The sequence below is a fragment of the Actinosynnema sp. NPDC004786 genome (assembly GCF_053601135.1).
In genome coordinates, this window is sequence record NZ_JBSGBG010000022.1 from 69927 (window position 1) to 91129 (window position 21203).

19 protein-coding genes are annotated in these 21203 nt (G+C 75.0%); 13 read left to right on the forward strand and 6 right to left on the reverse strand.

The annotated features are described in order from the left end of the window. Window positions 1-27 precede the first annotated feature (27 nt). A complete protein-coding gene (locus ACWEFJ_RS21070; protein ID WP_378094777.1) occupies window positions 28-594 on the forward strand; it encodes a DUF305 domain-containing protein in 567 nt (188 codons plus the stop codon). Here ACWEFJ_RS21070 and ACWEFJ_RS21075 read toward each other — a convergent pair. Next, complete coding sequence (locus tag ACWEFJ_RS21075) at window positions 591-1493, reverse strand: RluA family pseudouridine synthase (protein ID WP_378094779.1); 903 nt, start codon at window positions 1491-1493, stop codon at window positions 591-593. The genes ACWEFJ_RS21070 and ACWEFJ_RS21075 overlap by 4 nt on opposite strands. Window positions 1494-1590: 97 nt before the next feature. On the opposite strand from ACWEFJ_RS21075, the gene ACWEFJ_RS21080 reads away from it, so the two are divergent. Beyond that, window positions 1591-2970 carry a hypothetical protein gene (locus ACWEFJ_RS21080; protein ID WP_449714759.1) on the forward strand — a complete coding sequence of 460 codons (1380 nt, stop codon included), beginning with the start codon at window positions 1591-1593 and terminating at the stop codon, window positions 2968-2970. Between the two features lie 53 nt (window positions 2971-3023). On the opposite strand, the gene ACWEFJ_RS21085 is transcribed toward ACWEFJ_RS21080, so the two are convergent. Further along, complete coding sequence (locus ACWEFJ_RS21085; protein WP_449714760.1) at window positions 3024-3866, reverse strand: SDR family NAD(P)-dependent oxidoreductase; 843 nt, start codon at window positions 3864-3866, stop codon at window positions 3024-3026. A gap of 102 nt (window positions 3867-3968) precedes the next feature. Further along, window positions 3969-4592: a DUF4230 domain-containing protein gene (locus ACWEFJ_RS21090; RefSeq protein WP_449714761.1), complete on the reverse strand. Its 624-nt coding sequence runs from the start codon at window positions 4590-4592 to the stop codon at window positions 3969-3971. 245 nt (window positions 4593-4837) lie between these two features. Between ACWEFJ_RS21090 and ACWEFJ_RS21095 the strand changes: the two genes are divergently transcribed. The 6 genes from ACWEFJ_RS21095 to lipB are packed head-to-tail and all read left to right on the forward strand — an operon-like array spanning window position 4838 to window position 8731. Next, window positions 4838-5071 (forward strand): acyl carrier protein, encoded by a 234-nt coding sequence (locus ACWEFJ_RS21095; RefSeq protein WP_378094787.1) that lies wholly within the window; start codon window positions 4838-4840, stop codon window positions 5069-5071. Next, window positions 5068-6279: a beta-ketoacyl-[acyl-carrier-protein] synthase family protein gene (locus tag ACWEFJ_RS21100; RefSeq protein WP_449714762.1), complete on the forward strand. Its 1212-nt coding sequence runs from the start codon at window positions 5068-5070 to the stop codon at window positions 6277-6279. The genes ACWEFJ_RS21095 and ACWEFJ_RS21100 overlap by 4 nt, the downstream gene beginning before the upstream one ends. Window positions 6280-6289: 10 nt before the next feature. Further along, window positions 6290-7261, forward strand: a complete 972-nt coding sequence (locus ACWEFJ_RS21105) for a beta-ketoacyl-ACP synthase III (protein ID WP_449714763.1) — start codon at window positions 6290-6292, stop codon at window positions 7259-7261. Between the two features lie 3 nt (window positions 7262-7264). Next, window positions 7265-7603: a hypothetical protein gene (locus ACWEFJ_RS21110; protein WP_378094793.1), complete on the forward strand. Its 339-nt coding sequence runs from the start codon at window positions 7265-7267 to the stop codon at window positions 7601-7603. Next, window positions 7600-8028, forward strand: a complete 429-nt coding sequence (locus ACWEFJ_RS21115) for a 3-hydroxyacyl-ACP dehydratase FabZ family protein (RefSeq protein WP_378094795.1) — start codon at window positions 7600-7602, stop codon at window positions 8026-8028. Before ACWEFJ_RS21110 ends, ACWEFJ_RS21115 begins: the two co-directional genes overlap by 4 nt. A 10-nt stretch (window positions 8029-8038) precedes the next feature. After that, window positions 8039-8731 carry a lipoyl(octanoyl) transferase LipB gene (gene lipB / locus ACWEFJ_RS21120; protein WP_449714764.1) on the forward strand — a complete coding sequence of 231 codons (693 nt, stop codon included), beginning with the start codon at window positions 8039-8041 and terminating at the stop codon, window positions 8729-8731. A gap of 9 nt (window positions 8732-8740) precedes the next feature. On the opposite strand, the gene ACWEFJ_RS21125 is transcribed toward lipB, so the two are convergent. Together ACWEFJ_RS21125 and ACWEFJ_RS21130 are read right to left on the reverse strand one after the other, a co-directional pair. Continuing rightward, entirely contained in the window at window positions 8741-10483 is a 1743-nt protein-coding gene (locus ACWEFJ_RS21125) for a 1-deoxy-D-xylulose-5-phosphate synthase (RefSeq protein ID WP_449714765.1), read from the reverse strand. Between the two features lie 215 nt (window positions 10484-10698). After that, window positions 10699-11196, reverse strand: coding sequence for a hypothetical protein (locus tag ACWEFJ_RS21130; RefSeq protein WP_449714766.1), 498 nt, complete (start codon window positions 11194-11196; stop codon window positions 10699-10701). A 207-nt stretch (window positions 11197-11403) separates the two neighbouring features. Here ACWEFJ_RS21130 and ACWEFJ_RS21135 point away from each other — a divergent pair, with 207 nt between their 5' ends. After that, window positions 11404-12138, forward strand: coding sequence for a sugar phosphate isomerase/epimerase family protein (locus ACWEFJ_RS21135; protein ID WP_378094805.1), 735 nt, complete (start codon window positions 11404-11406; stop codon window positions 12136-12138). Beyond that, window positions 12135-13238: a Gfo/Idh/MocA family protein gene (locus ACWEFJ_RS21140; RefSeq protein WP_449714767.1), complete on the forward strand. Its 1104-nt coding sequence runs from the start codon at window positions 12135-12137 to the stop codon at window positions 13236-13238. Before ACWEFJ_RS21135 ends, ACWEFJ_RS21140 begins: the two co-directional genes overlap by 4 nt. Here the strand turns inward: ACWEFJ_RS21140 and ACWEFJ_RS21145 are convergent. Then, complete coding sequence (locus tag ACWEFJ_RS21145) at window positions 13219-13809, reverse strand: TetR/AcrR family transcriptional regulator (RefSeq protein WP_378094809.1); 591 nt, start codon at window positions 13807-13809, stop codon at window positions 13219-13221. The genes ACWEFJ_RS21140 and ACWEFJ_RS21145 overlap by 20 nt on opposite strands. Before the next feature lie 445 nt (window positions 13810-14254). Between ACWEFJ_RS21145 and ACWEFJ_RS21150 the strand changes: the two genes are divergently transcribed. From ACWEFJ_RS21150 to ACWEFJ_RS21160, 3 genes are all read left to right on the forward strand, one after another. Further along, window positions 14255-18721 carry a carbohydrate-binding protein gene (locus tag ACWEFJ_RS21150; protein WP_449714768.1) on the forward strand — a complete coding sequence of 1489 codons (4467 nt, stop codon included), beginning with the start codon at window positions 14255-14257 and terminating at the stop codon, window positions 18719-18721. Then, window positions 18718-19566 (forward strand): sugar phosphate isomerase/epimerase family protein, encoded by an 849-nt coding sequence (locus tag ACWEFJ_RS21155; protein ID WP_378094812.1) that lies wholly within the window; start codon window positions 18718-18720, stop codon window positions 19564-19566. The genes ACWEFJ_RS21150 and ACWEFJ_RS21155 overlap by 4 nt, the downstream gene beginning before the upstream one ends. 224 nt (window positions 19567-19790) lie before the next feature. Continuing rightward, entirely contained in the window at window positions 19791-21128 is a 1338-nt protein-coding gene (locus ACWEFJ_RS21160; protein WP_449714769.1) for a helix-turn-helix domain-containing protein, read from the forward strand. Window positions 21129-21203: the final 75 nt, after the last annotated feature.

Genomic DNA, 21203 nt, shown 5'->3' on the forward strand with positions numbered 1-21203 from the left:
CGGGCCGTCCGGCGAAGGAGGACGACCTTGCGACGCCTCGCGGCCCTGGTGGCCGGAATGCTCGTGCTCGTCGGCTGCGGCTCCGCCCCCACGGCGACCCCGCCGCCGGTGTCGACGGTCGTGGAGACCGACGAGTTCAACGAGACCGACGTGATGTTCCTGCAGATGTCCGTGCCGCACCACCGGACCGGGCTGGAGATCGTGGCCCTGGCCAAGGACCGGCCGGTGCGCGCGGAGGTGAAGACGCTCGCGGCGGCCATCGAGGTCACCCAGCTGTCCGAAGTGGACTCGATGACCAAGTGGCTCGCGGAGTGGGAGCAGCCCGAGACGGCCGGTGACGACCCGCAGCTGCACGCCGGGCACGGCGGCGACCACTCGACCAGCCCGGAGGCCATCGCGGAACTCCGCGCGACCGCGCCCGGCGACTTCGAGAAGGCGTTCCTGAACCTGCTCATCGGCCACCAGCACAACGCGGTGGCGATGGCGAAGCTCGAGAAGGAGGGCGGGGTCAACCCGCAGGCGAAGGACCTGGCGGAGCGGATCTTCAACTCCCGCACCGCGCAGATCGCGCAGATGCTCGGCTACCTGGGCTAGAGGTCGAGCGCGAGACCGCTGGTGAAGCGGCGGTGCTCGCCGGTCACCGGGTCGGTGAACTCGAGCACCTTCGCCAGCAGCTGCAACGGGTCGGTGAAGTCGTCCAGCGGCTTCTCCCGCAGCACGGGGTAGAAGTCGTCGTTGCGGATCGGCACGCCGAGCGAGGCCATGTGCAGGCGGAGCTGGTGCGTGCGGCCGGTCTCGGGCACCAGCCGGTACCGGCCCCACCCGTCGCGGTGCTCGACCAGCTCCACCAGCGTCTCGGCGTTGGGCGGGCCGGGCACCTCCTGCGCCGTGATCACGCCCTTGACCTTGACGATCCGGCTGCTGACCCGCGCGGGCAGGGTCAGCGCCGGGTCGTGCGGCGCGATGGCCTCGTACTCCTTGCGCACCGCGCGGTCCTTGAACAACGTCTGGTACCTGCCGCGCAGGCGCGGGTCGACCACGAACATGACGAGCCCGGCGGTCACGCGGTCGAGCCGGTGCGCCGGGCTCAGCGCGGGCAGGCCGAGGTCGCGGCGCAGCCGGACGAGCGCGGTCTCGACCACGTGCCGGCCGCGCGGGATCGTGGCCAGGAAGTGCGGCTTGTCGACCACCACGATGGCGTCGTCGCGGTGCACGACGCGGATCTCGAACGGCACCGCGACCTCGTCGGGCAGGTCCCGGTGGAACCACACCGAGGAGCCGGGGACGAACGCCGCGTCGGGCGCGATCGGCCCGGAGAGGTCGTAGACGCGGCCCTCGGCCAGCATCGAGTCGATCCGCTCGGGCGCGACCTTCGGCAGGCGGTCGACCAGGTGGTCGCGCACGGTCGCCCACGGGCCGTCGTCGGGCAGCCGCAGCCGTGCCGGGTCGAGGCCGTGGCGCTGGTCGAGCGGCGGCCGGAGCTTGCGCCTCATCGTGCCCGCAGCATACGGGGCCGAAAAAGATCGTGGCCGGACGCGCCCGCGCCGATAGGCTCGCCGGGCACGTCGCACAAGATCCGAGCCACGGGGGGTGGCCTCTTTGTCCGACTTCGTCCCGACTCCCGCACGCGCCCGACGCCGGCGCTTATCCGTCGTCCCGACCTTCGCGGCGGCGACCACGCTGGGGGCGCTGGTCCTGTCCGCGCCGCCCGCGCACGCCGCCGACACCGACGTGCCCTGCGACCCGGCCGCGCTGGTCGCCGCGGTGGCCGCGGCAAGCGCCTCCACCGCGCCGGACACGCTGTCCCTGGCGCCCGGCTGCGTCTACACGCTCACCGCACCGGCCGTGCCCGGCGGGCACGAGGGCCTGCCCACGATCAGGGGCACGCTCACGGTCCGCGGCAACGGGGCCACCATCGCCCGCGCCCAGGACGCGCCGCGGTTCCGGCTGATCTCCAACTGGGGCGACCTGACCCTGGAACGGCTCACCCTCACCGGCGGCCACGCGCCGGACGGGGTGGGCGTCAACTCCTACGGCGAGGGCAACCCCGGCGAGTCCGGCGGCGCGATCGAGAACTGGGGACCGCTGACCGTCACCGGCAGCGTGCTCACCGGCAACCGGGCCGGCGCGGGCGCGCCGGGCGCGGACGCCACCGCCACCACGAGGGCCGGCCGCGGCGGGCTCGGCGGCTTCGGCGGCGCGATCTCCTCCTACCACTCCTACTCGATCCCGCTGACCATCACCGGCAGCGTGATCACCGACAACGCCACCGGCCCCGGCGGTCGCGGCGGCAACGGCGCCGGGCGCGAGCCGGGCGCGCGGGGCGGCTCGGGCGGCTTCGGCGGCGGCGTGGACGTCACCAGCGGCGCGGTCCTGCGCATCACCGACACCACCATCAGCGGCAACGTGGCCGCGGACGGCGCGGCGGGCGGCTCCGGCGGACCCGACGGCGGTGGCGGCGGGGACGGCGGCAGCGGCGGCACGGGCGGCGGTGTGGCGGTGGCGAGCAGCCAGGGCACGCCGCTGCGCCCGGTCGTCACCGGGAGCAAGATCACCGGCAACCGGGCCGGCCGCGGCGGCGACGGCGGCGTCGCGCACCCGAACGGGTACTTGGGCTGGGCCGGCTTCGGCGGCAGCGGCGGCGGGCTCAGCGTCTTCTACGACACCCTCACCCTCGACGGCACGACCGTCGCCGACAACGACGCGGGCGAGCCCGGCGGCGGCTACTACCCGCTCCCGGCCAAGGGCGGCGGCATCCACACGCTGAGCGGCCGCGTCGCGCTGGTCAACGGGGCCGAGGTGACCGGCAACCGGCCGGACAACTGCTACTCCGTCGCCGACGTCCCCGGCTGCGTCAACGACGGGCCGGCGTTCGCCGCCCGGGGCTTCGGCGACGCGGGCGCGCGGGACCACCGGTCGGTCGAGGACCTGGCCGACGCGGCCCGCGCCGCGTCGGCGCTGTCGCGCTGATCCCGACGGCGTGCCGTGCCCGTCCGGGGGCTGCCCCGGTCGGGCACGGCACGTCACCGCGCGGCCGAACCGTGCGACTCGACCGACAGGTCGCGCCAGTCGGCCCAGGTCCTGAGCCGGTCCGCGTAGGTCTGCTCGATCAGCTCGTGGAAGCCCTGGCCGAACAGCACGCGCAGCGGCGGGTTCTCGGCGTCCACGAGCTTGAGCAGCGCCCGCGCCGCCGCGGCCGGGTCGCCCGCGGGCATGCTCGCCCCGAACCCCGCCATGCGCCGCCGGTGGGCGTCGTAGGCCGGGTTGGGCTCGGCCTGGAAGCCGTTGGCGAGCGGTTCCGGGTTGCGGCCGTCCCGGGTGGCGAACCCGCCGGGCTCGATCACGGTCACCTTGACCCCGAAGTCGGCGACCTCGCGGGCCAGGGCCTCGTTCAGCCCTTCGAGCGCCCACTTGGAGGCGTGGTACGCGCCGCCGAGCGGCATCGCGACGACGCCCGCGACCGACGAGAGCTGGACGATGTGCCCGGAACCCTGCTCGCGCAGGTGGGGCAGCACGGCCTGGACGACCCACACCGCGCCGAACAGGTTGGTCTCCACCTGGTCGCGGAACTGCCGCTCGGTCAGCTCCTCCACCGCCCCGACCTGGGCGTAGCCCGCGTTGTTCACGACCACGTCGAGGCGGCCGAAGTGCTCCTTCGCCCGGGCCACGCACGCGAAGACCGCGTCCCGGTCGGTGACGTCCAGTTCGAGCGGCAGCACGGCGTCGCCGTACCCGCCCACGAGGTCGTCGAAGCCGTCCACCTTCCGGGCGGTCGCGGCGACCCGGTCACCGCGGGACAGGGCGGCCTCCACGAACCGGCGGCCGAGACCGCGCGAGGAACCCGTGACGAACCAGATCTTGCTCACGATGGCGCTTCCGTTCTGTCGCTGTCGGCTGTCGGCCATGAGGCACCGCCCGCCTCCGCCGTGTGACAGCCCGACACCGTGACCTGCGCCACGCGCGGGTGGTCAGTCGACGTCCTCGAACTCGACCTGGTACCCGAGCGCGCCGAACATGCCGGTCAGCATCTTGCGGGTGTTGTCGTCGGCCCGCTGCACGAGCCCGGACTCCCGCGCCGCGTCCGCGATCTTCTGCTCCGCCGCCACGTAGAACGGCTGCTGGTCCTGCGTCTCCACCAGCGACGCGAGCCGGTCGAGCAGCCCCCGTTCCTGCGCGAACACGTAGCACCGCTCCTGGTCGAGGTTCGGCTTGTCCAGCGCGGCCCGCGGCAGCGCCAGCCGCACCTTCCGGGCCTCGCCGGAGGCGGTGGTCGGCGACACCCGCAACGCGTCCTCGGCCAGCCCGCCGAAGTCCACGTAGGCGTTCACCGTCCCGGCCGCCACGAACAGCGTCCGGTGCCCGGCCAACGCCGAGGGCACGTACCGGACGTCCCGCTCGATGTCGAGCACGACCTGGAACTCGCCCGCCGCGGCGTGGTACTGGCTCAGGTCGCGCAGCGACTGCAAGAGCGCCGGCTGGCTGCGGTCGACGGTGTCGGCGCCGGTGAGGAACCTCGGCACCACCAACACCGCCGCGACCAGCGCCGCGACCGCGACCAGCACCCCCGCCGCCACACCGATGCGCCACCTCATGGCGGCGGGGTACCCGGACCGATCACCGGGGAACCGGCCGGCGGTCACCGTGCGCCACGAGCCGGGGAAGTTGCTCCCCACGGCCGCGCGCACGACCGCCGGGTGTCGTAGCGGCGCACCGGCACCTCCGCCGTGCCGCCCTCCCGCGAAGTCGGGTGGGCCGCGCGTCGTCCTGGTTGGCCGTCGGGCCGGCCCATGGGGTTCGATGGCGGGGGGAGGGAACCCGGGGTGAACGAGGAGAGACCGTGTACGAGACGTTGAAGAAGATCCTCGTCGACACGCTGAAGGTCGCGCCGGAGCAGATCACGCCCGACGCCACGAAGGACGACCTGGACCTGGACTCGCTGGCCTTCGTGGAGCTGTCGATGGTGCTCGGCAAGGAGCACGACCTGCACATCAGCGACGACGAGCTGTTCGACATGGAGACCGTCGGCGACATCGTCGCGCTGATGGAGGAGCGGGCCGGGACGCGGGGGTGAGCGGGCTCGACATCGCGGTCACCGGGATGGGCCTGGTCACGCCCGGCGGCGTCGGCGTGGAGGCCGGGTGGGAGGCCGTGCTGGCGGGTCGCCCGACCGCCGCGCACGACCCGGTGCTGGCGGGCCACGAGGTGACGATCTCGTGCCGCGTCCCCGACTTCGACGCCGACGCGCTGCTGGGCGCGCGGCGCGCGGTCAGGCTCGACCGGTTCGCCCGGCTGGCGCTGGTCGCCGCGCGCGAGGCCGTCGCCGAGGAGGACACCGGGACGTGGGACGCGGCCCGCGTCGGCGTGGTGATGGGCACGTCGGCGGGCGGCGGCGAGACGTTCGAGCGGCAGCACGGCGTGCTGCTCGCCGAGGGGCCGACCGGGGTGTCGCCGCTGCTGCTGCCGATGCACCTGCCGAACATGGTCGCCGGGCAGCTCGCGATGGAGTTCGGCTTCCGGGGCCAGAACCTCGTCGTCTCGACCGCGTGCGCGTCCGGGGCGACCGCGATCGGCGTGGCCTGCGACCTGCTCGCCGCGCGGCGGTGCGACGTGGTGCTGGCGGGCGGGGTGGACGCGCTGCTCACCCCGTTGACCATGGCGGGGTTCGCCCGGATGGGCGCGCTCTCGCGGCGGGCCGACCCGGCGACGGCGTCGCGGCCGTTCGACGCGGACCGGGACGGGTTCGTCGCGGCCGAGGGCGCGGCGGTGCTGGTGCTGCGGCGCGCGGAGGACGCGCGGGCCGACGGGCGGCGGGTCCGGGCGCGGGTCGTCGGGTACGGCGCGTCGGCCGACGCCCACCACATCACCAACCCGCACCCCGAGGGCCGGGGCGTGGTCGCGGCCCTGCGCGCGGCGCTGGCGGACGCGGGCGCTGCCCCCGGCGACGTGCAGCACGTCAACGCGCACGGCACGTCCACGCAGCTCAACGACCTGGTGGAGGGCCGGGTGCTGGCCGAGTTGCTGCCCTCGCGGCCGCTGGTGACCTCGACCAAGGGCGTGACCGGGCACATGATGGGCGCGGCCGGGGCGGCGGAGGCGGTGTTCTCCGTGCTGGCCGTGGAGCGGGGCGTGGTGCCGCCGACCGCGAACCTCGACACCCTCGACCCGCGGCTGGACCTCGACGTGGCGACCACCGCCGTGCCGCGCGCGATCGACCTGGCGGTGAGCAACTCGTTCGGGTTCGGCGGCCAGAACGCGGTGCTCGCCATCGCCCGGGCGTGAAGGGGGCACGATGACCTACCGCGGTGCGGCGATCCTCGGCGTGGGCGCGAGCCTGCCGCCCCGGATCGTCACCAACGACGACCTGGCCGCCCGGCTGGACACCTCCGACCAGTGGATCCGGTCGCGCACCGGCATCGGCGCGCGGCGGTGGGTCGAGCCCGGCACGACGACCTCGGACCTGGCCGCGGACGCGGGCGCGCGGGCGCTGCGCTCCGCCGGGACGTCCACTGTGGACGCGGTGATCGTGGCCACGACCACCCCGGACCGGACGTGCCCGGCCGTCGCGCCGGACGTGGCCGCCCGGCTGGGCCAGGTCGGCGTGCCCGCGCACGACGTGGCCGCCGTGTGCACCGGGTTCCTGTACGGCCTGGCGAACGCGGTCGGGCTGATCGCGAGCGGCGCGGCCCGGACGGTGCTGCTGATCGCCGCCGAGACGTTCTCCACCATCCTCGACCCGCACGACCGCGGCACGGCGGTGATCTTCGGCGACGGCGCGGGCGCGGTCGTCGTCGGCGAGGGCGAAGGGGGTATCGGCCCGTGCGTGCTCGGCAGCGACGGCAGGGGCGCGGACCTCATCCAGGTGCCCGCGGGCGAGGACCACTTCAGGATGAGCGGCAAGGAGGTGTTCCGGCACGCGGTGGAGCGGATGTCGGAGGTCGGGCTGGAGGCGCTGGCCCGCGCCGGCCTCGGGCCGGACGACGTCGACCACCTCGCCCCGCACCAGGCGAACCGCCGCATCTGCGACGCGGTCGCGCACCGGCTGGGCATCGACGGGGCGAGGGTGCTGTCGGACCTCGACGCCGTGGGCAACACGGCCGCCGCCTCGATCCCCGTCCTGCTCGCCGACGCCGCCGCGGCCGGTCGGCTGAAGCCGGGCGACCGGGTGCTGACGGTCGCCTTCGGCGGCGGCCTGACCTGGGGCGCGGCCACCCTGGTGTGGCCGGACGTGACGGCCGGCTTCGGCGTGCTGGGCGAGGGCTGACCCGTGCTCGCCGACCCGCGCGTGGAGGTGGTGGAGCGGTCCGGGGACACCGTGGTGGCCCGGGTGGCGGTCGCGGCCGACGACCCCGTGTTCGCGGGCCACTTCCCGGGCCTGCCGGTGCTGCCCGGCCTGTCCGTCGTGGCCCTGGTGGACCGGGTCGCGGCCGTGCCGGGGACGCGGTTGGCCGGCATCGAGTCGGCCCGCTTCGCGCGCCCGGTGTTCCCCGGCGCCGAGTTGACGGTCCGGCTGACCCGTGACGCCGGGCGGTGCGCGGCGGTGGTGAGCGACGCCGAGGGCGTGGTCGCGCGGGTCAGGCTCCGGTACGAGGACGTGGCGTCGTGAGCGACGTCCTGCGGCTGCTGCCGCACCGCTACCCGCTGCTGCTGGTGGACCGCGTGGCGGAGGTGGCGCCGGGGGAGTCGTTGACCGCGCTCAAGGCCGTCACCGCCAACGAACCCTGCTACGCGGACGGTCCCGGCGACTACCCCTCGACGTTGCTGGTCGAGTCGTGGTGCCAGGCGGCGGTGCTGCTGGCGTCCTGGGACCGGCCGCGGCCCGACCGGGTGTTCGTCCTCGGCGCGGTCGCGGACGTGGCGTTCCACCGGCCCGTCACGCCGGGGTGCGTGGTGCGGCACTCGGTGCGCGTCCTGGACGCCCGGGACGACACGGTGGCGCTGACGGGGCGGTCCGAGGTCGACGGGCAGGTGGTGCTGACGGTCGGCCGGGTCGTGACGACCGCCCGCGCCGTCGCCGACCTGCGTGCCTAGACTCGGGACCGTGACCGACGGTGCGCTGCGCTTCGTGCACGCGGGCTTCGGCCCGGACGCCGTGCCGTACGACCGGGGGTACGCCGAGCAGCGGCGGCTGCACGCCGCCCGCGTCGCCGACGAGATCGGCGACGTCTGCGTGCTCCAGGAGCACCTGCCCGTCTACACGGCGGGCAAGCGCACCAGGCCCACCGCCCTGCCGGCCGACGACGTCGCCGTGCTGACCGTGGACCGCGGCGGCGAGATCACCTGGCACGGACCCGGCCAGCTCGTCGGCTACCCCGTGGTGAAGCTGCCGGTGCCGCTCGACTCGGTCGGCCACGTCCGCCGGATCGAGGACGCGCTGATCGGCACGTGCGCCGAGTTCGGCGTCGAGACCGCCCGGCTGGCCGGCCGCAGCGGCGTGTGGGTGCTCGGCGACCGGCCGCCCGCGCCGGACGTGCCGCCGTCGGCCGCCCGCGCGCACGGGCAGCACCGCAAGATCGCGGCGATCGGCGTGCGCATCGAGCGGTGCACGAGCCTGCACGGGTTCGGCCTCAACTGCGACCCGGACCTGACCGCGTTCGACCGGATCGTGCCGTGCGGCATCGAGGACGCCGGCGTCACGTCGCTGGCCGCCGAGCTGGGCCGCCCGGTCGCGGTGGCCGAGGTGCTGCCGGTGGTCGAACGCCACCTGACGAGGGTGTTCGCCGGCCTCCGCTGACCGGCCGGCTCACAGGAAGCGGGCCACCGTGCGGGCGATGCCGGCCGCGTCGAGGTCGTGCATGCGCAGGATGTCGCCGCGCGACCCGTGCGGCAGGAAGTCGGCGGGCAGGCCCAGCACCCGCAGCCGGCGGCTCAGCCCGGCGTCCCGCAGCGCCGCCGCCACGGCCTCGCCGACCCCGCCGCGGCGCACGCCGTCCTCGACGCACACCACCACCCGGTGCTCGGCGGCCAGCGCCACCACCGCCGGGTCGACCGGCGTCACCCAGCGCGGGTCGCACACGGTCACGCCGACGCCCTCGCCCGCCAGCGACACGGCGGCGGCCACCCCGTCCGCCGCCAGCACGCCGACCGCCACCAGCAGCACGTCCCGGCGGGACGGGCGGTGCAGCACGTCCACCCCGCCGAGCCGGTCCACCGCGGCGACGTCGCCGCCGAGCGCGCCCTTCGGGAAGCGGACCGCGGTCGGCCCGTCGTCGGCGACCGCCTCGTCCAGCAGCTCGCGCAGCCGCGTGCCGTCGCGCGGCGCGGCCACCCGCAGGCCGGGCACGACGCGCAGCAGCGCCAGGTCCCAGGCGCCGTGGTGGCTCGGCCCGTCCTCGCCGGTCACCCCGGCCCGGTCGAGCACCAGCGTGACCGGCAGGCGGTGCAGCGCCACGTCCATCAGCACCTGGTCCACCGCCCGGGTCAGGAACGTCGAGTACACCGCCACCAACGGCCGCAGCCCGCCCATGGCCAGCCCCGCCGCGCACGTCACCGCGTGCTGCTCGGCGATCCCGGTGTCCAGCACCCGGTCGGGGAACGCCTCGGCGAACGCGGTCAGCCCGGTCTGGTGCAGCATGGCCGCGGTCAGGCACACCAGGTCCGGGTGCCGGTCGCCGAGCACCAGCAGGTGCTGCCCGAACACCGACGTCCACCCCGGTCCGCGCGGCGACGACGGCGGGGGCACGGCGTGCAGGCGGTCGACCGGGTCCTGCTCCGCCGGGGGATGGCCCTTGCCCTTCTCGGTCACGCAGTGCACGACCACGGGCCGCCGCAACGCCTTCGCCGCGACCAGCGCCTCCTCCACCCGGCGCACGTCGTGCCCGTCGACCGGGCCGAGGTAGCGCAGCCCGAAGTGGTCGAACACGGTCGCGCCACCGCCCGCGCGCAACGCGGCCAGGTGCCCGCCCACCGCGCCCGCGGTCGGCGCGTAGGACCGGCCGTTGTCGTTGAGCACCACGACCACCGGGTGGTCCACGCCGCCGAGGTTGTTCAACGCCTCCCACGCCATGCCGCCGGTCAGCGCGCCGTCGCCGACGACCGCCACCACGTGCCGGTCGTGCTCGCCGCGCAACCGGGCCGCCCGCGCCAGGCCGTCCGCGTAGGACAGCGCCGTCGACGCGTGCGAGTTCTCCACCAGGTCGTGCGGGGACTCCGCCCGGCACGGGTAGCCGGACAGGCCGCCCTCGCGGCGCAGGTCGGCGAACGCGTCCGCGCGCCCGGTGAGCATCTTGTGCACGTACGACTGGTGGCCGGTGTCGAACACGATCCGGTCCCGCGGCGAGCGGAACACCCGGTGCAGCGCCAAGGTCACCTCGACCACGCCCAGGTTCGGCCCGAGGTGGCCGCCGGTGCGGGTCACCGCGTCGACCAGGCGGCTCCGCAGCGCGCGGGCCAGGCCGGGCAGCGCGCCCGGCGGCAGCCCGGGCAGGTCGGCGACGCCGGGCGTGGGCGCCCGGACGGTCCTGCGGAAGGTGCCGGTGTCGGTCATCAGGCCGCTCCTGCGGTTCGGTGGCCCTCGCGCGAACCACGGACGAGGCGAAAGTCCTCCACCGCGGGAGTCGGTTCAAGCAGGCCCACGCGAACGGGGACCGCCTGCCACACGGTCGTGTGGGTCGGGCGGGCTACCGCCGATCCGGTGAGGCCGTCGCTGCCGGTGCCGGCCCCCGCCGCTCAGCGCAGGTGGCGGTCGAAGAACGACACCACCTAGGGCGGCTCGCCGCCCCGGTCGGCACGATCGACCCGGCCGTGTCGGTGTCGACCGTGCGCCGGGACGCGTCGATCCGGCGGTCCTCGGTGCATCGCCTCGGCGGCGATCGTGCCGCCGAGCCCGTGGCCGTACGCGCCCGCCCGGCGCAGGTCCGGCGCGCGGCCGAGACCCGTCGGGAGCGCGCGGCCCCCCGCGTCCGGGTTGCCGCCCGCCGCCAGCACCTCCAGCGCGTCGAGCACCAAATCCACGTCCGCGAGCCGGGCGGCGATCGCCGCCGGCCGGTGTGGGGGAACCCCGGGCAGCCCGATCGGGCGCGGCCCGCTCGGCAGGTCCACCAGGACCGTCTCGCCGGGGTGGTCGATCGACACCACGACGTACCCGCGGCTCGCCGGCTCCTCGGCCGCGGTGACGCCGAAGGCGCTCGGGTCGACCAGCCCGGGGCCGTGGAGCACGACGGCCAGGACCGCCCCGGACAGCTTCTTGGCGTTGATCATCTTCCCCCCTCCGGTGCGCGCCCGTCCGCGCCGGCGGACGGTCGGCGCCTCCCCCGAAGCGCTCACGGCACCCGCCCCATCACACCGCGACGGACGTCGGACCGCTCGTTCTTTCGATCCACCCCAACGGCTCTGGTGCGAATTTCTACCAAGTGGTAGAAATTGTGGGAGCGCTTCCACAAGTCAACGCAGACGTCAGGAGCCGGGATGACCAGAACGTCCGTGCAGCTCTACTCGGTCCGCGACGCGTTCGCCGCCGACCCCGTCGACACCCTCCGGCGACTCGCCGCCATCGGCTTCACCCGCGTCGAGCCCTACGGCGTGGTCGAGAACGCCGAGGTGCTCCGCACCGCCCTGCCCGACCACGGCCTCACCGCGCCGACCGCGCACGCCCGGCTCCTGGGGGCCGACCAGCACGCCGTCTTCGCCGCCGCGGCCGAGTGCGGCATCGAGGTCGTCATCGACCCCTACGTGGGCGAGGAGAAGTGGCGCGACCCGGCGGACGTCGCCGCCACCGCCGCCGCGCTGAACGCCGCGGCCGAGGTCGCCGCCGGGCACGGCGTCCGCGTCGGCTACCACAACCACTGGTGGGAGCTGGCGTCCCGGATCGACGGCCGCAGCGCGTTCGAGGTGCTGGCCGACCAACTCGACCCGGAGGTGGTGCTGGAGGTGGACACGTACTGGGCGACGGTCGGCGGCGAGGACGCGCCCGCGCTGCTGCGCCGCCTCGGCGACCGCGTGCACGCGCTCCACGTCAAGGACGGCGGTCTCGCGCGCGACGGGTCGGGACAGGTGCCGGCCGGTCGGGGGCGGGTGCCCGTGGCCGAGGTGCTGGCCGCCGCGCCGGACGCGTTGCGCGTGGTCGAGTTCGACGCCTACGACGGCGACGTGTTCGACGGGATCGCCGCGAGCCGCGCGTTCCTCGCCGAGGTCGAGGCGTGAGCGCGCCGGTCGGCGTCGGGGTCGTCGGCACGGGCGTCATCAGCGACGAGTACCTGCGCAACCTCACCGCCTTCCCGGACGTGCGGGTGCTGGCCGTCGCGGACCTCGACCCGGAGCGGGCCGCGGCGCGGGCGGCCCGGCACGGCGTGCCGCGCGCGTGCCGGGTGGACGAACTGCTCGCCGACCCGGCGATCGAGGTGGTGGTCAACCTGACCGTGCCCGCCGCGCACGTGGACGTCGGCCTGGCCGCGCTGGAGGCGGGCAAGCACGTGTGGTCGGAGAAGCCGCTCGCGCTGGACCGGGCCGGCGCCCGCGCGCTGCTCGACCTGGCCGACCGGCGGGGGCTGCGGGTGGCGTGCGCGCCCGACACCGTGCTCGGCGCGGGGTGGCAGACCGCGCGGCGGGCGGTGGACGCCGGGCTGATCGGCGAGCCGCGCACCGCCCTGGCCCTGTTCCAGACGCCGGGCCCGGAGAGCTGGCACCCCGCGCCGGAGTTCCTGTTCCAGGCGGGCGGCGGGCCGCTGCTCGACATGGGTCCGTACTACCTGACCGGCCTGGTGCACCTGTTCGGCCCGATCCGCCGGGTCACCGCCACCGGCGACCGGGCCCGCGACACCCGGGTGATCGGGTCCGGGCCGAGGGCGGGCGTCGAGTTCCCGGTGACCGTGCAGACCACGGTCACGGCGCTGGTCGAGTTCGCCCGCGGCGGCTCCGCGCAGGCGGTGTTCAGCTTCGACTCGGCGTTGACCCGCGCGGGGGTCGTGGAGGTCTCGGGCACGCTCGGCACCGTGGTGCCGCCCGACCCCAACCGGTTCGACGGCGACACCGCGCTGCACCTGCCCGACGGCGCGCGGACGCTCGCCCCGCAGGGGCACACCGCGTCGCGCGGCACGGGGGTGCTGGACCTGGTCCGGTCGCTGCGGGCCGGCGAGCCCGCCCGCGCGTCCGGCGAGCTGGCCTACCACGTGCTCGACGCCATGCTCGCGATGGAGGAGTCCATCGCGCGGGGGAGCGCGGTGGACGTCGGCAGCACGGTCGAGCCGCCGCCGGCGCTGCCGGTCGACTGGGACCCGCACGCGGTCAGTCCAGCGGCACCGTGAGCAGCGTGCCCAGGTAGAACCGCAGCGAGCCGACCAGGTCCACCTCGTCCGGCGTGGTGAGCCACTGGACCTGGAGGCCGTCCATCAACGCGATGAACGTCAGCGCCGCGGTGGCCGGGTCGACGCCGGGGCGCAGCTCGCCCCGGTCGGCGAGGGCGTGGAACGAGCCGACCACGGCCTCGCGCGCCGCCCGGTAGTGGCGGACGAAGTAGGCGTGCGCCGGGTGGTCGTCGGCGACGGCCTCGGCGGCCAGCCGCGAGTAGAGGTCCACGATGCCGGGGTGGCGGACGTTGTGCTCGGCCAGCGCGAGGAAGTGGCGCAGCACGTCCAGCCCCGGCGCGGCCTTCAACTGCTCGCGCTCGACGTCCTCCGCGTCCCGGCGCTCCAGCACGGCCGCGAGGAGCGCTTCCTTGGTGGGGAAGTAGTACAGCAGCCCCGCGTGCGTGATCCCGGCGCGCTTGGCGATCTCGCGCAGCGAGGAGCCGTGGTACCCCGCTTCGCCGTAGACCGCGACCGCGGCGGTGATGATGTCCTCGCGTCGGATCCGGCCCTTCAGGTAACCGCCGGTCACTGGCCCGCCGTCGTCTCGCGCACGCGGACATCATGCCGCACCGCCGGCGGGCACGACGCGGCGACGGCGCTCGGCCGGGGCGGCGCGGCAGGCCGCCGCACGGCGGCGCACCCGTGCGGCGACACGTCCGCACGCCCGCGCGCCCTCCGCCGATCGGCGGAACGATGTTGACGCACCGTGCACGCCTTTCGGCCCACTTACGGCCATTCGTGCACGACTTTTGTTGGTGGCAAGCAAAAGTATTGCCAACTTCGGTTCGTTCTGAACAGAATGGCGCTCGCGTTCCAGCCTGTGAGCTGGACCACAGAACACCGTCCGCGAAGCCCAGCGTTGTGCGAACGAGGAGACAGCGGTGCGACGTCCACGCAGCTCCCCCGGAACCCGACCACGACCCACCCGCCGACCCCGTGCCCTCCCGACCCTCGTCGCCGCCGCCCTCGGCGCGATGACCCTGGTGGCGACGCCCGCGGCGGCGCACCCGGACGGCGAGCACCTCCTCGTCTTCTCCAAGACCGCCGGCTTCCGGCACGACTCGATCCCCGACGGCGTCGCCGCGATCACCGAACTGGGCGCGGCCCACGGCTTCACCGTCGAGGCGACCGAGGACGCGGGCGCGTTCACCGACGCGAACCTGGCCCGGTTCGACGCGGTGGTCTGGCTGTCCACCACCGGCGACGTCCTCGACGACGCCCAGCAGCAGGCGTTCCAGCGGTTCGTGGAGGGCGGGGGCGGTTACGCGGGCGTGCACGCCGCCGCCGACACCGAGTACTCCTGGCCCTGGTACGGCGAGCTGGTCGGCTCCTACTTCAAGTCGCACCCGAACATCCAGCCCGCCGCCGTCGAGGTGGAGGATCACGACCACCCCTCCACCGCGCACCTGCCGGACACCTGGACCCGCACCGACGAGTGGTACAGCTACCGGTCCAACCCCCGCTCGCGGGTCAAGGTGCTGGCCGCGCTGGACGAGTCCAGCTACACGCCCACCGACCCGTCCGGCGACCACCCGATCTCCTGGTGCCACACCCCCGGCCAGGGCCGCTCCTGGTACACGGGCATGGGGCACACCAAGGAGTCCTACGCCGACCCCGCGTTCCGCCAACACCTGCTCGGCGGCCTGCGGTACGCGCTCGGCGTCGCGCCCGCCGACTGCGAACCCGCCGACGCCCCGCCCACCGACGCCGACTTCGACCAGGTCACCCTCGCGCTCGGCGAGGAGAAGACCGGCGAGCCCATCGCGTTGGCCGTGCTGCCGGACCGCAAGGTGGTGCACACCTCGCGCGACGGCCGGGTCTGGCTGACCACGCCGGAGGCCACCACCACGCTCGCCGGCCGCGTGCCCGTCTACAACCACGACGAGGACGGGTTGCAGGGCGTGGCCGTCGACCCCGGCTTCGCCGACAACCGCTGGCTCTACCTGTACTACGCGCCACCGCTCGACACGCCCGCGGGCGACGCGCCGGAGAACGGCGCCGCCGCGGACTTCGCGCGGTTCCGGGGCCACAACCAGCTGTCCCGGTTCAAGCTGACCACCGACGGCGTGCTCGACCTGGCCAGCGAGCAGCGCATCCTCCAGGTGCCCGCCGACCGCGGCCTGTGCTGCCACGCCGGCGGCGAGATCGACTTCGACGCCGCCGGGAACCTGTACCTGTCCACCGGCGACGACACCAACCCGTTCGCCAGCGACGGCTACACCCCGATCGACGAGCGCGCCGACCGCAACCCGGCGTTCGACGCGCAGCGGTCCTCGGCCAACACCGCCGACCTGCGCGGCAAGGTGCTGCGGATCAAGGTCCGGGACGACGGCACCTACACCGTGCCGGACGGCAACCTGTTCCCGCCCGGCACCGACAAGACCCGGCCCGAGATCTACGCCATGGGCTTCCGCAACCCGTTCCGCTTCGCCGTCGACAAGGCCACCGGCTGGATCCACCTCGGCGACTACGGCCCCGACGCCGGCGCCGCCAACCCCGCCCGCGGACCCGGCGGCAGCGTCGAGTTCAACCTGATCAAGGGACCGGGCAACTACGGCTGGCCCTACTGCGTCGGCGACAACACCCCCTACATCGACTACGACTTCGCCACCGGCACCTCCGGCGGGGCCTTCGACTGCGCCGCGCCGAAGAACACCAGCCCCCACAACACCGGGCTGGTGGACCTGCCGCCCGCGCAACGCGCCTGGATCGGCTACGACGGCGGTTCGGTGCCCGAGTTCGGCACCGGCGGCGAGTCGCCCATGGGCGGGCCCACCTACGACTTCGACCCCGACCTGGACAGCCCGACGAAGTTCCCGGAGTCGTTCGACGGCAAGACCTTCGCCTACGAGTGGGACCGCGGCTGGATCAAGACCATCGACGTCGGCCCGGCCGGCGAACGCGGCGCGATCACGCCGTTCTTCGACTCGATGACGCTCACCCGGCCGATGAACCTGGAGTTCGGCCCGGACGGCTCGCTGTACGTGCTGGACTACGGCAGCGGCTACTTCGGCGGCGCGGCCGACTCGGCGGTCTACCGCATCGACTACACCAGGGGGCGACACACCCCGGTCGCCAAGCTGGCCGCGGACAAGACGTCCGGACCCGCGCCGCTCACCGTGCGGTTCGACCCCGGCGGCACGGCCGACGAGGACGGCGACCCGTTGACCTACGCGTGGGACTTCGACGGCGACGGCGCCACCGACTCCACCACCGCCGGACCGGTCACCCACACCTACACCGCGACCGGCCGGTTCACCGCGAAGCTGTCGGTCACCGACCCCACGGGCCTGGTCGGCTCGGCGAGCGTCGTGGTCACCGTCGGCAACACCGCGCCCGTGGTGGTGCTGAACGCGCCCGCCGACGGCCGGGTGTTCAGCTTCGGCGACCAGGTGCCGTTCTCGGTGACCGTCACCGACCCGGAGGACGGGCAGGTCGACTGCGCCAAGGTGACCGTGGAGTACATCCTCGGCCACGACAGCCACGGCCACCCGCTCAGCCGCGCCACCGGGTGCGAGGGCGTCATCGCCACGCCGTCCGACGGCGGGCACGGCATGGAGGCCAACATCTTCGGCGTCATCAACGCCTCCTACACCGACGGCGGCGGCGCGCCCGGCGCGCCCGCGCTCACCGGCGAGGCCGAGGTCGTGCTGCAACCCAAGCACAAGCAGGCCGAGTTCTTCACCGCCATGCAGGGCGTGCAGGTGGTCGAGAACGGCTCCGCCGAGGGCGACAAGCGCGTCGGCTACCTCGACAACGGCGACTGGATCGCGTTCGACCCGGTCAACCTCGGCGGCGTCACGGCGATCGGCTACCGCGTGTCCTCCGGCGGCAACGGCGGCGCGATCGAGGTGCGCGTGGACTCCCCGACCGGTCCGCTGGTGCAGCGCGCGCCGGTGCCGTCCACGGGCGGCTGGGACAACTACGTGGAGCTGGCGCCCTCGCCGATCACCGACCCGGGCGGCACGCACCGGCTGTTCCTGGTGTTCACCGGCTCCGGGAGCCTGTTCGACGTGGACGCGATCCGGTTCACCACCGGCACGCCCCCGCCCACCTGGGAACCGGTGCGGCACACGCCCGCCGAGTCGCACACCGCCCAACGCGGCACCACGGTCATCCGGGCCGCGGAGGCGCAGGGCGGCAGCCAGGTCGGCAACATCCACGACCGCGACTGGATCGCGTTCGACGACGTCTCGCTGGCCGGCGTGACCGGCATCGGCTACCGGGTCTCCTCCGCCACGGCGGGCGGCACGATCGAGGCGCGCCTCGACTCGCCGACCGGTCCGCTGGTGCTCAGCACCCGCGTCGCCGGCACCGGCGGCTGGCGCTCCTACGCCGACCTGCCGCCGTCGTCGGTCACCGACCCGGGCGGCACGCACCGGCTGTACTTCGTGTTCCGCGGTGGGCGCGGCGCGTTGCTCGACCTGGACACGATCACGTTCCGCGGTCCGGGCACGGTCAAGGCCGTCGACGTGCCCGCGGAGGCGTTGACCGCGCAGCAGGGCGTCGCGGTGTACGACCGGGAGACCGCCCAGGGCGGCAAGCGGGTCGGCGAGATCCACGACGGCGACTGGGTGTCGTACGCGGCGGTGGACCTGTCGCGGACCGCCGGCCTCGGCTACCGGGTGTCGTCCGCGGGCGTCGGCGGCACGATCGAGGCGCACGCCGACTCGCCGACCGGTCCGCTGGTGCACGAGCCGGTGGCCGTGCCGGTCACCGGGAGCTGGGACCTCTACCTCGACCTGGCGCCCCAGCAGGTCGGCCTGACCGGCGTGCGCGACCTGTACCTGGTGTTCAAGGGCGCGGCCGACCGCCCGCTGTTCGACGTCGACACCGTCAGGCACCTGCGCTACCGGCCGCTCGGCCCCGCCTGCCCGCCGGCCGGGCTCGAACCCGGCTACCGCAGCCTCTACGACGGCACGGGCACGGACGGGTGGCGCCAGGCCGGCCCCGGCCGGTTCGTCGAGGACGACTGCGCGCTGCGCACCGAGGGCGGCATGGGGCTGCTCTGGTTCGAGGAGGAGTTCTCGGCCTACCGCCTCAAGTTCGACTGGAAGGTCGCGGGCGACGACAACTCCGGCCTGTTCGTCGGCTTCCCCGACCCCGGCGCGGACCCGTGGGTGGCCGTGAACCAGGGCTACGAGGTGCAGATCGACGCCACGGACGCGCCGGACCGCACCACGGGCGCGATCTACTCGTTCCAGTCGGCCAACCTGCCCGTGCGCGATGCGGTGCTCAAACCGCCGGGCGAGTGGAACACCTACGAGATCGTGGTGTCCGGCCAACGCCTCCGCGTCTTCCTCAACGGCGCGCTGGTGAACGACTTCACCAACACCGACCCCGCGCGCGACCTCACCCGCGGGCACATCGGCCTGCAGAACCACGGCGACGGCGACGACGTGTGGTTCCGCAACATCCGCGTCAAGGAGCTGTCCCGATGACCGAGGAGTCACCCATGCCGTCCCGCCGCACGTTCCTCAGCACCGCCCTCGCCGCCGGCGCGGCCGCCGCCCTGCCCGCCACCGCGTCGGCCACCGGGGCGGGCCCCGGCCGACCGCGTCGCCGGGTGCCCCGGGAGTCGATCAGCATCCAGCTCTACACGCTGCGCGACCTCATCGGCGACGAGCCCGAGCCCGTGCTGTCCGCGCTGGCCGACATCGGCTACCGGAAGGTCGAGCTGGCCGGCACGTACGGGCGCAGCGCCGCCGAGTTCGCCGCCGTGCTGCGGCGGTGCGGGCTGCGCGCCACGTCCAGCCACGTCGGCATCGACGGCGACCTCGACCAGGTCATCGCCGACGCGCGCACCCTCGGCAACAAGTACGTCGTGGTGCCGTGGGTGAATTACGGGACGCTGGCCGAGTGGCGGGCGTTCACCGCCCGGCTGGAGGCGGCGGGGGACAGGCTGCGACGGGCCGGGCTCAACCTCGGCTACCACAACCACGCGCACGAGTTCGCGCGCGTGGAGGGCGTCCGGCCGTTCGACGTGATCACGTCCGGGACGACCCGTCGCAACGTGCACCTGGAGCTGGACCTGTACTGGGCCGTGACCGGCGGCGTGGACCCCGTCGAGGTGTACCGGTCGCAGTTCCCGCGGGTGCGGCAGTTCCACGTGAAGGACCGCGCGGCCGACGGGTCGTTCGCCGACCTCGGCACGGGCACGATCGACTTCGCGGCGATCTTCCGGGCCGCGGACGTCACCGAGTACATCGTAGAGAACGACCAGCCGCGCGACGCCCTCACCACCGCCCGCGTCGGTTACGAGTACCTGACCAACCTGCGGTTCTGACCGACCGGCGGGCACGGCGCTCGCCGTGCCCGCCCCGGGCCGCGCCGCACCCCTCGTTCGGCGCGGTTCGAGCGTCGCCGAGCCCGCCCGCACCGGCAAGAGGTCCGGTGCGTCCCGGACAAGTCCGCGGTGTCCGGGCAGGTCGGCCGCCCGCCGTCCGGCGTGCCGGACAGCCGCCCGGCCACTTGCCCGGCATCGCCGGCGACCAGCAGGATGCGCGTGTGATGTCGGACGGTGGCCGGCCGGACACCACACGTGACGCGGCCGGGTTCGTGGCGATGCTGCGGGAGCTGAAGGAGCGGTCGGGGCTGACCCTGCGCGGGCTGGAGGAGCGTGCCGCGGCGCGCGGCGAGGTGCTGGCCCGCAGCACCGTCGCCGACATGCTGCGCAAGGACGCCCTGCCCCGCCCGGAACTGCTCGCCGCGTACGTGCGGGCGTGCGGGGTCGAGCGCCCGGAACCCTGGCTCCGGGCCCGCGAACGACTGGCCGTCGGCCTGGTCGATCCGAACGCGCCGCTCCCCACCGAGCCTCCCACCACCCCGTCTGTGCCGTCTGTGCCGCCTGTGGAGCCGTCCGCCACCCCGCCCGTGCCGTCGCCGGTGGATCCGCTCGCGCCACCGCCCGGCCGGCCGCCTTCGCCGCCGTCCGCGCCGCCGTGGGGAGGGTCGCCCTCGCTGCCGTCCGTGCCGCTGACGGGAGAGCCGCCGGTGTCGCCGTCGGCCGAGCGGCCTGTGCCGCAGCCCGGCGGACCGCCCGTGCCGCCGTTCGACCGGTCGCCCTCGCCGCTGTCGGGCGAGTCGCCCGCCGTGCCGCCCGTGCCGCTCGTGCCGCCCGGCGAGTCGCCCGCGCCGCCGTCTCCGCCGCCGTCTCCGCCGCCGTCCGGCGGGCTGCTCGCGCCCCTGTCCGGCGAGCCGCCCACACCGCCGAGGCCGCCGTGGCGACGTCCGGCGGTGGCGCTGGTCGCGTTCGTCGTCGCGGCGGTCCTGGTCCGGGCCGACCAGCCGAACCCGCCGGGCACGACCGCGCTGGAGCAGACCGGCGGGTCGAACGCCGAGCCGGGCGACACCGGCGGGCCGAGCGCCGAACTTCTGCCCGTGGCGCCGGCGGGCAGTTGGGTGACCATCCACGCGGCCGACGCGCCCGACCTGTGCCTCACCGAGGGGCGTGACGGCTCCGGCCGCTACCACGCGGCCGTCGCGGCCCTCCAGCCGTGCGCCGCACCGGGGCCGCGGGTGCTGCTGGAGCCGGTCGACGACGAGTTCACCACGATCAAGTGGGAACACCCGAGCGAGAAGGTCCTGGGCTGCCTCACGGTGCTGCGCTCGGGGCCGGCGCGACACCTGCTCGAACCCTGGGACAACTGCGCCGACGACAACCTGGACCAGCTCTTCCGCGTCGAACGCGTCCGCGACCAGCGCTACCGGTTCCGGTCGGCGGGCGGTTCGGCGTGCGTCGGGCTGCGCGGCGGCGTGGTGCGGGAGGGCGCGGAGGCGGTGCGCGAGCCGTGCGCCGACGAGCGGGACCAGGAGTTCACCGTCGACCTCCGGACCGGAGGGGGCTGACCCGGCGGGGCGGCGCGCGGCCTCGGTCGGCGCGCCCCGCCCGCGCGTTCCCGCTGCCGCCGAACGGACCAGCGC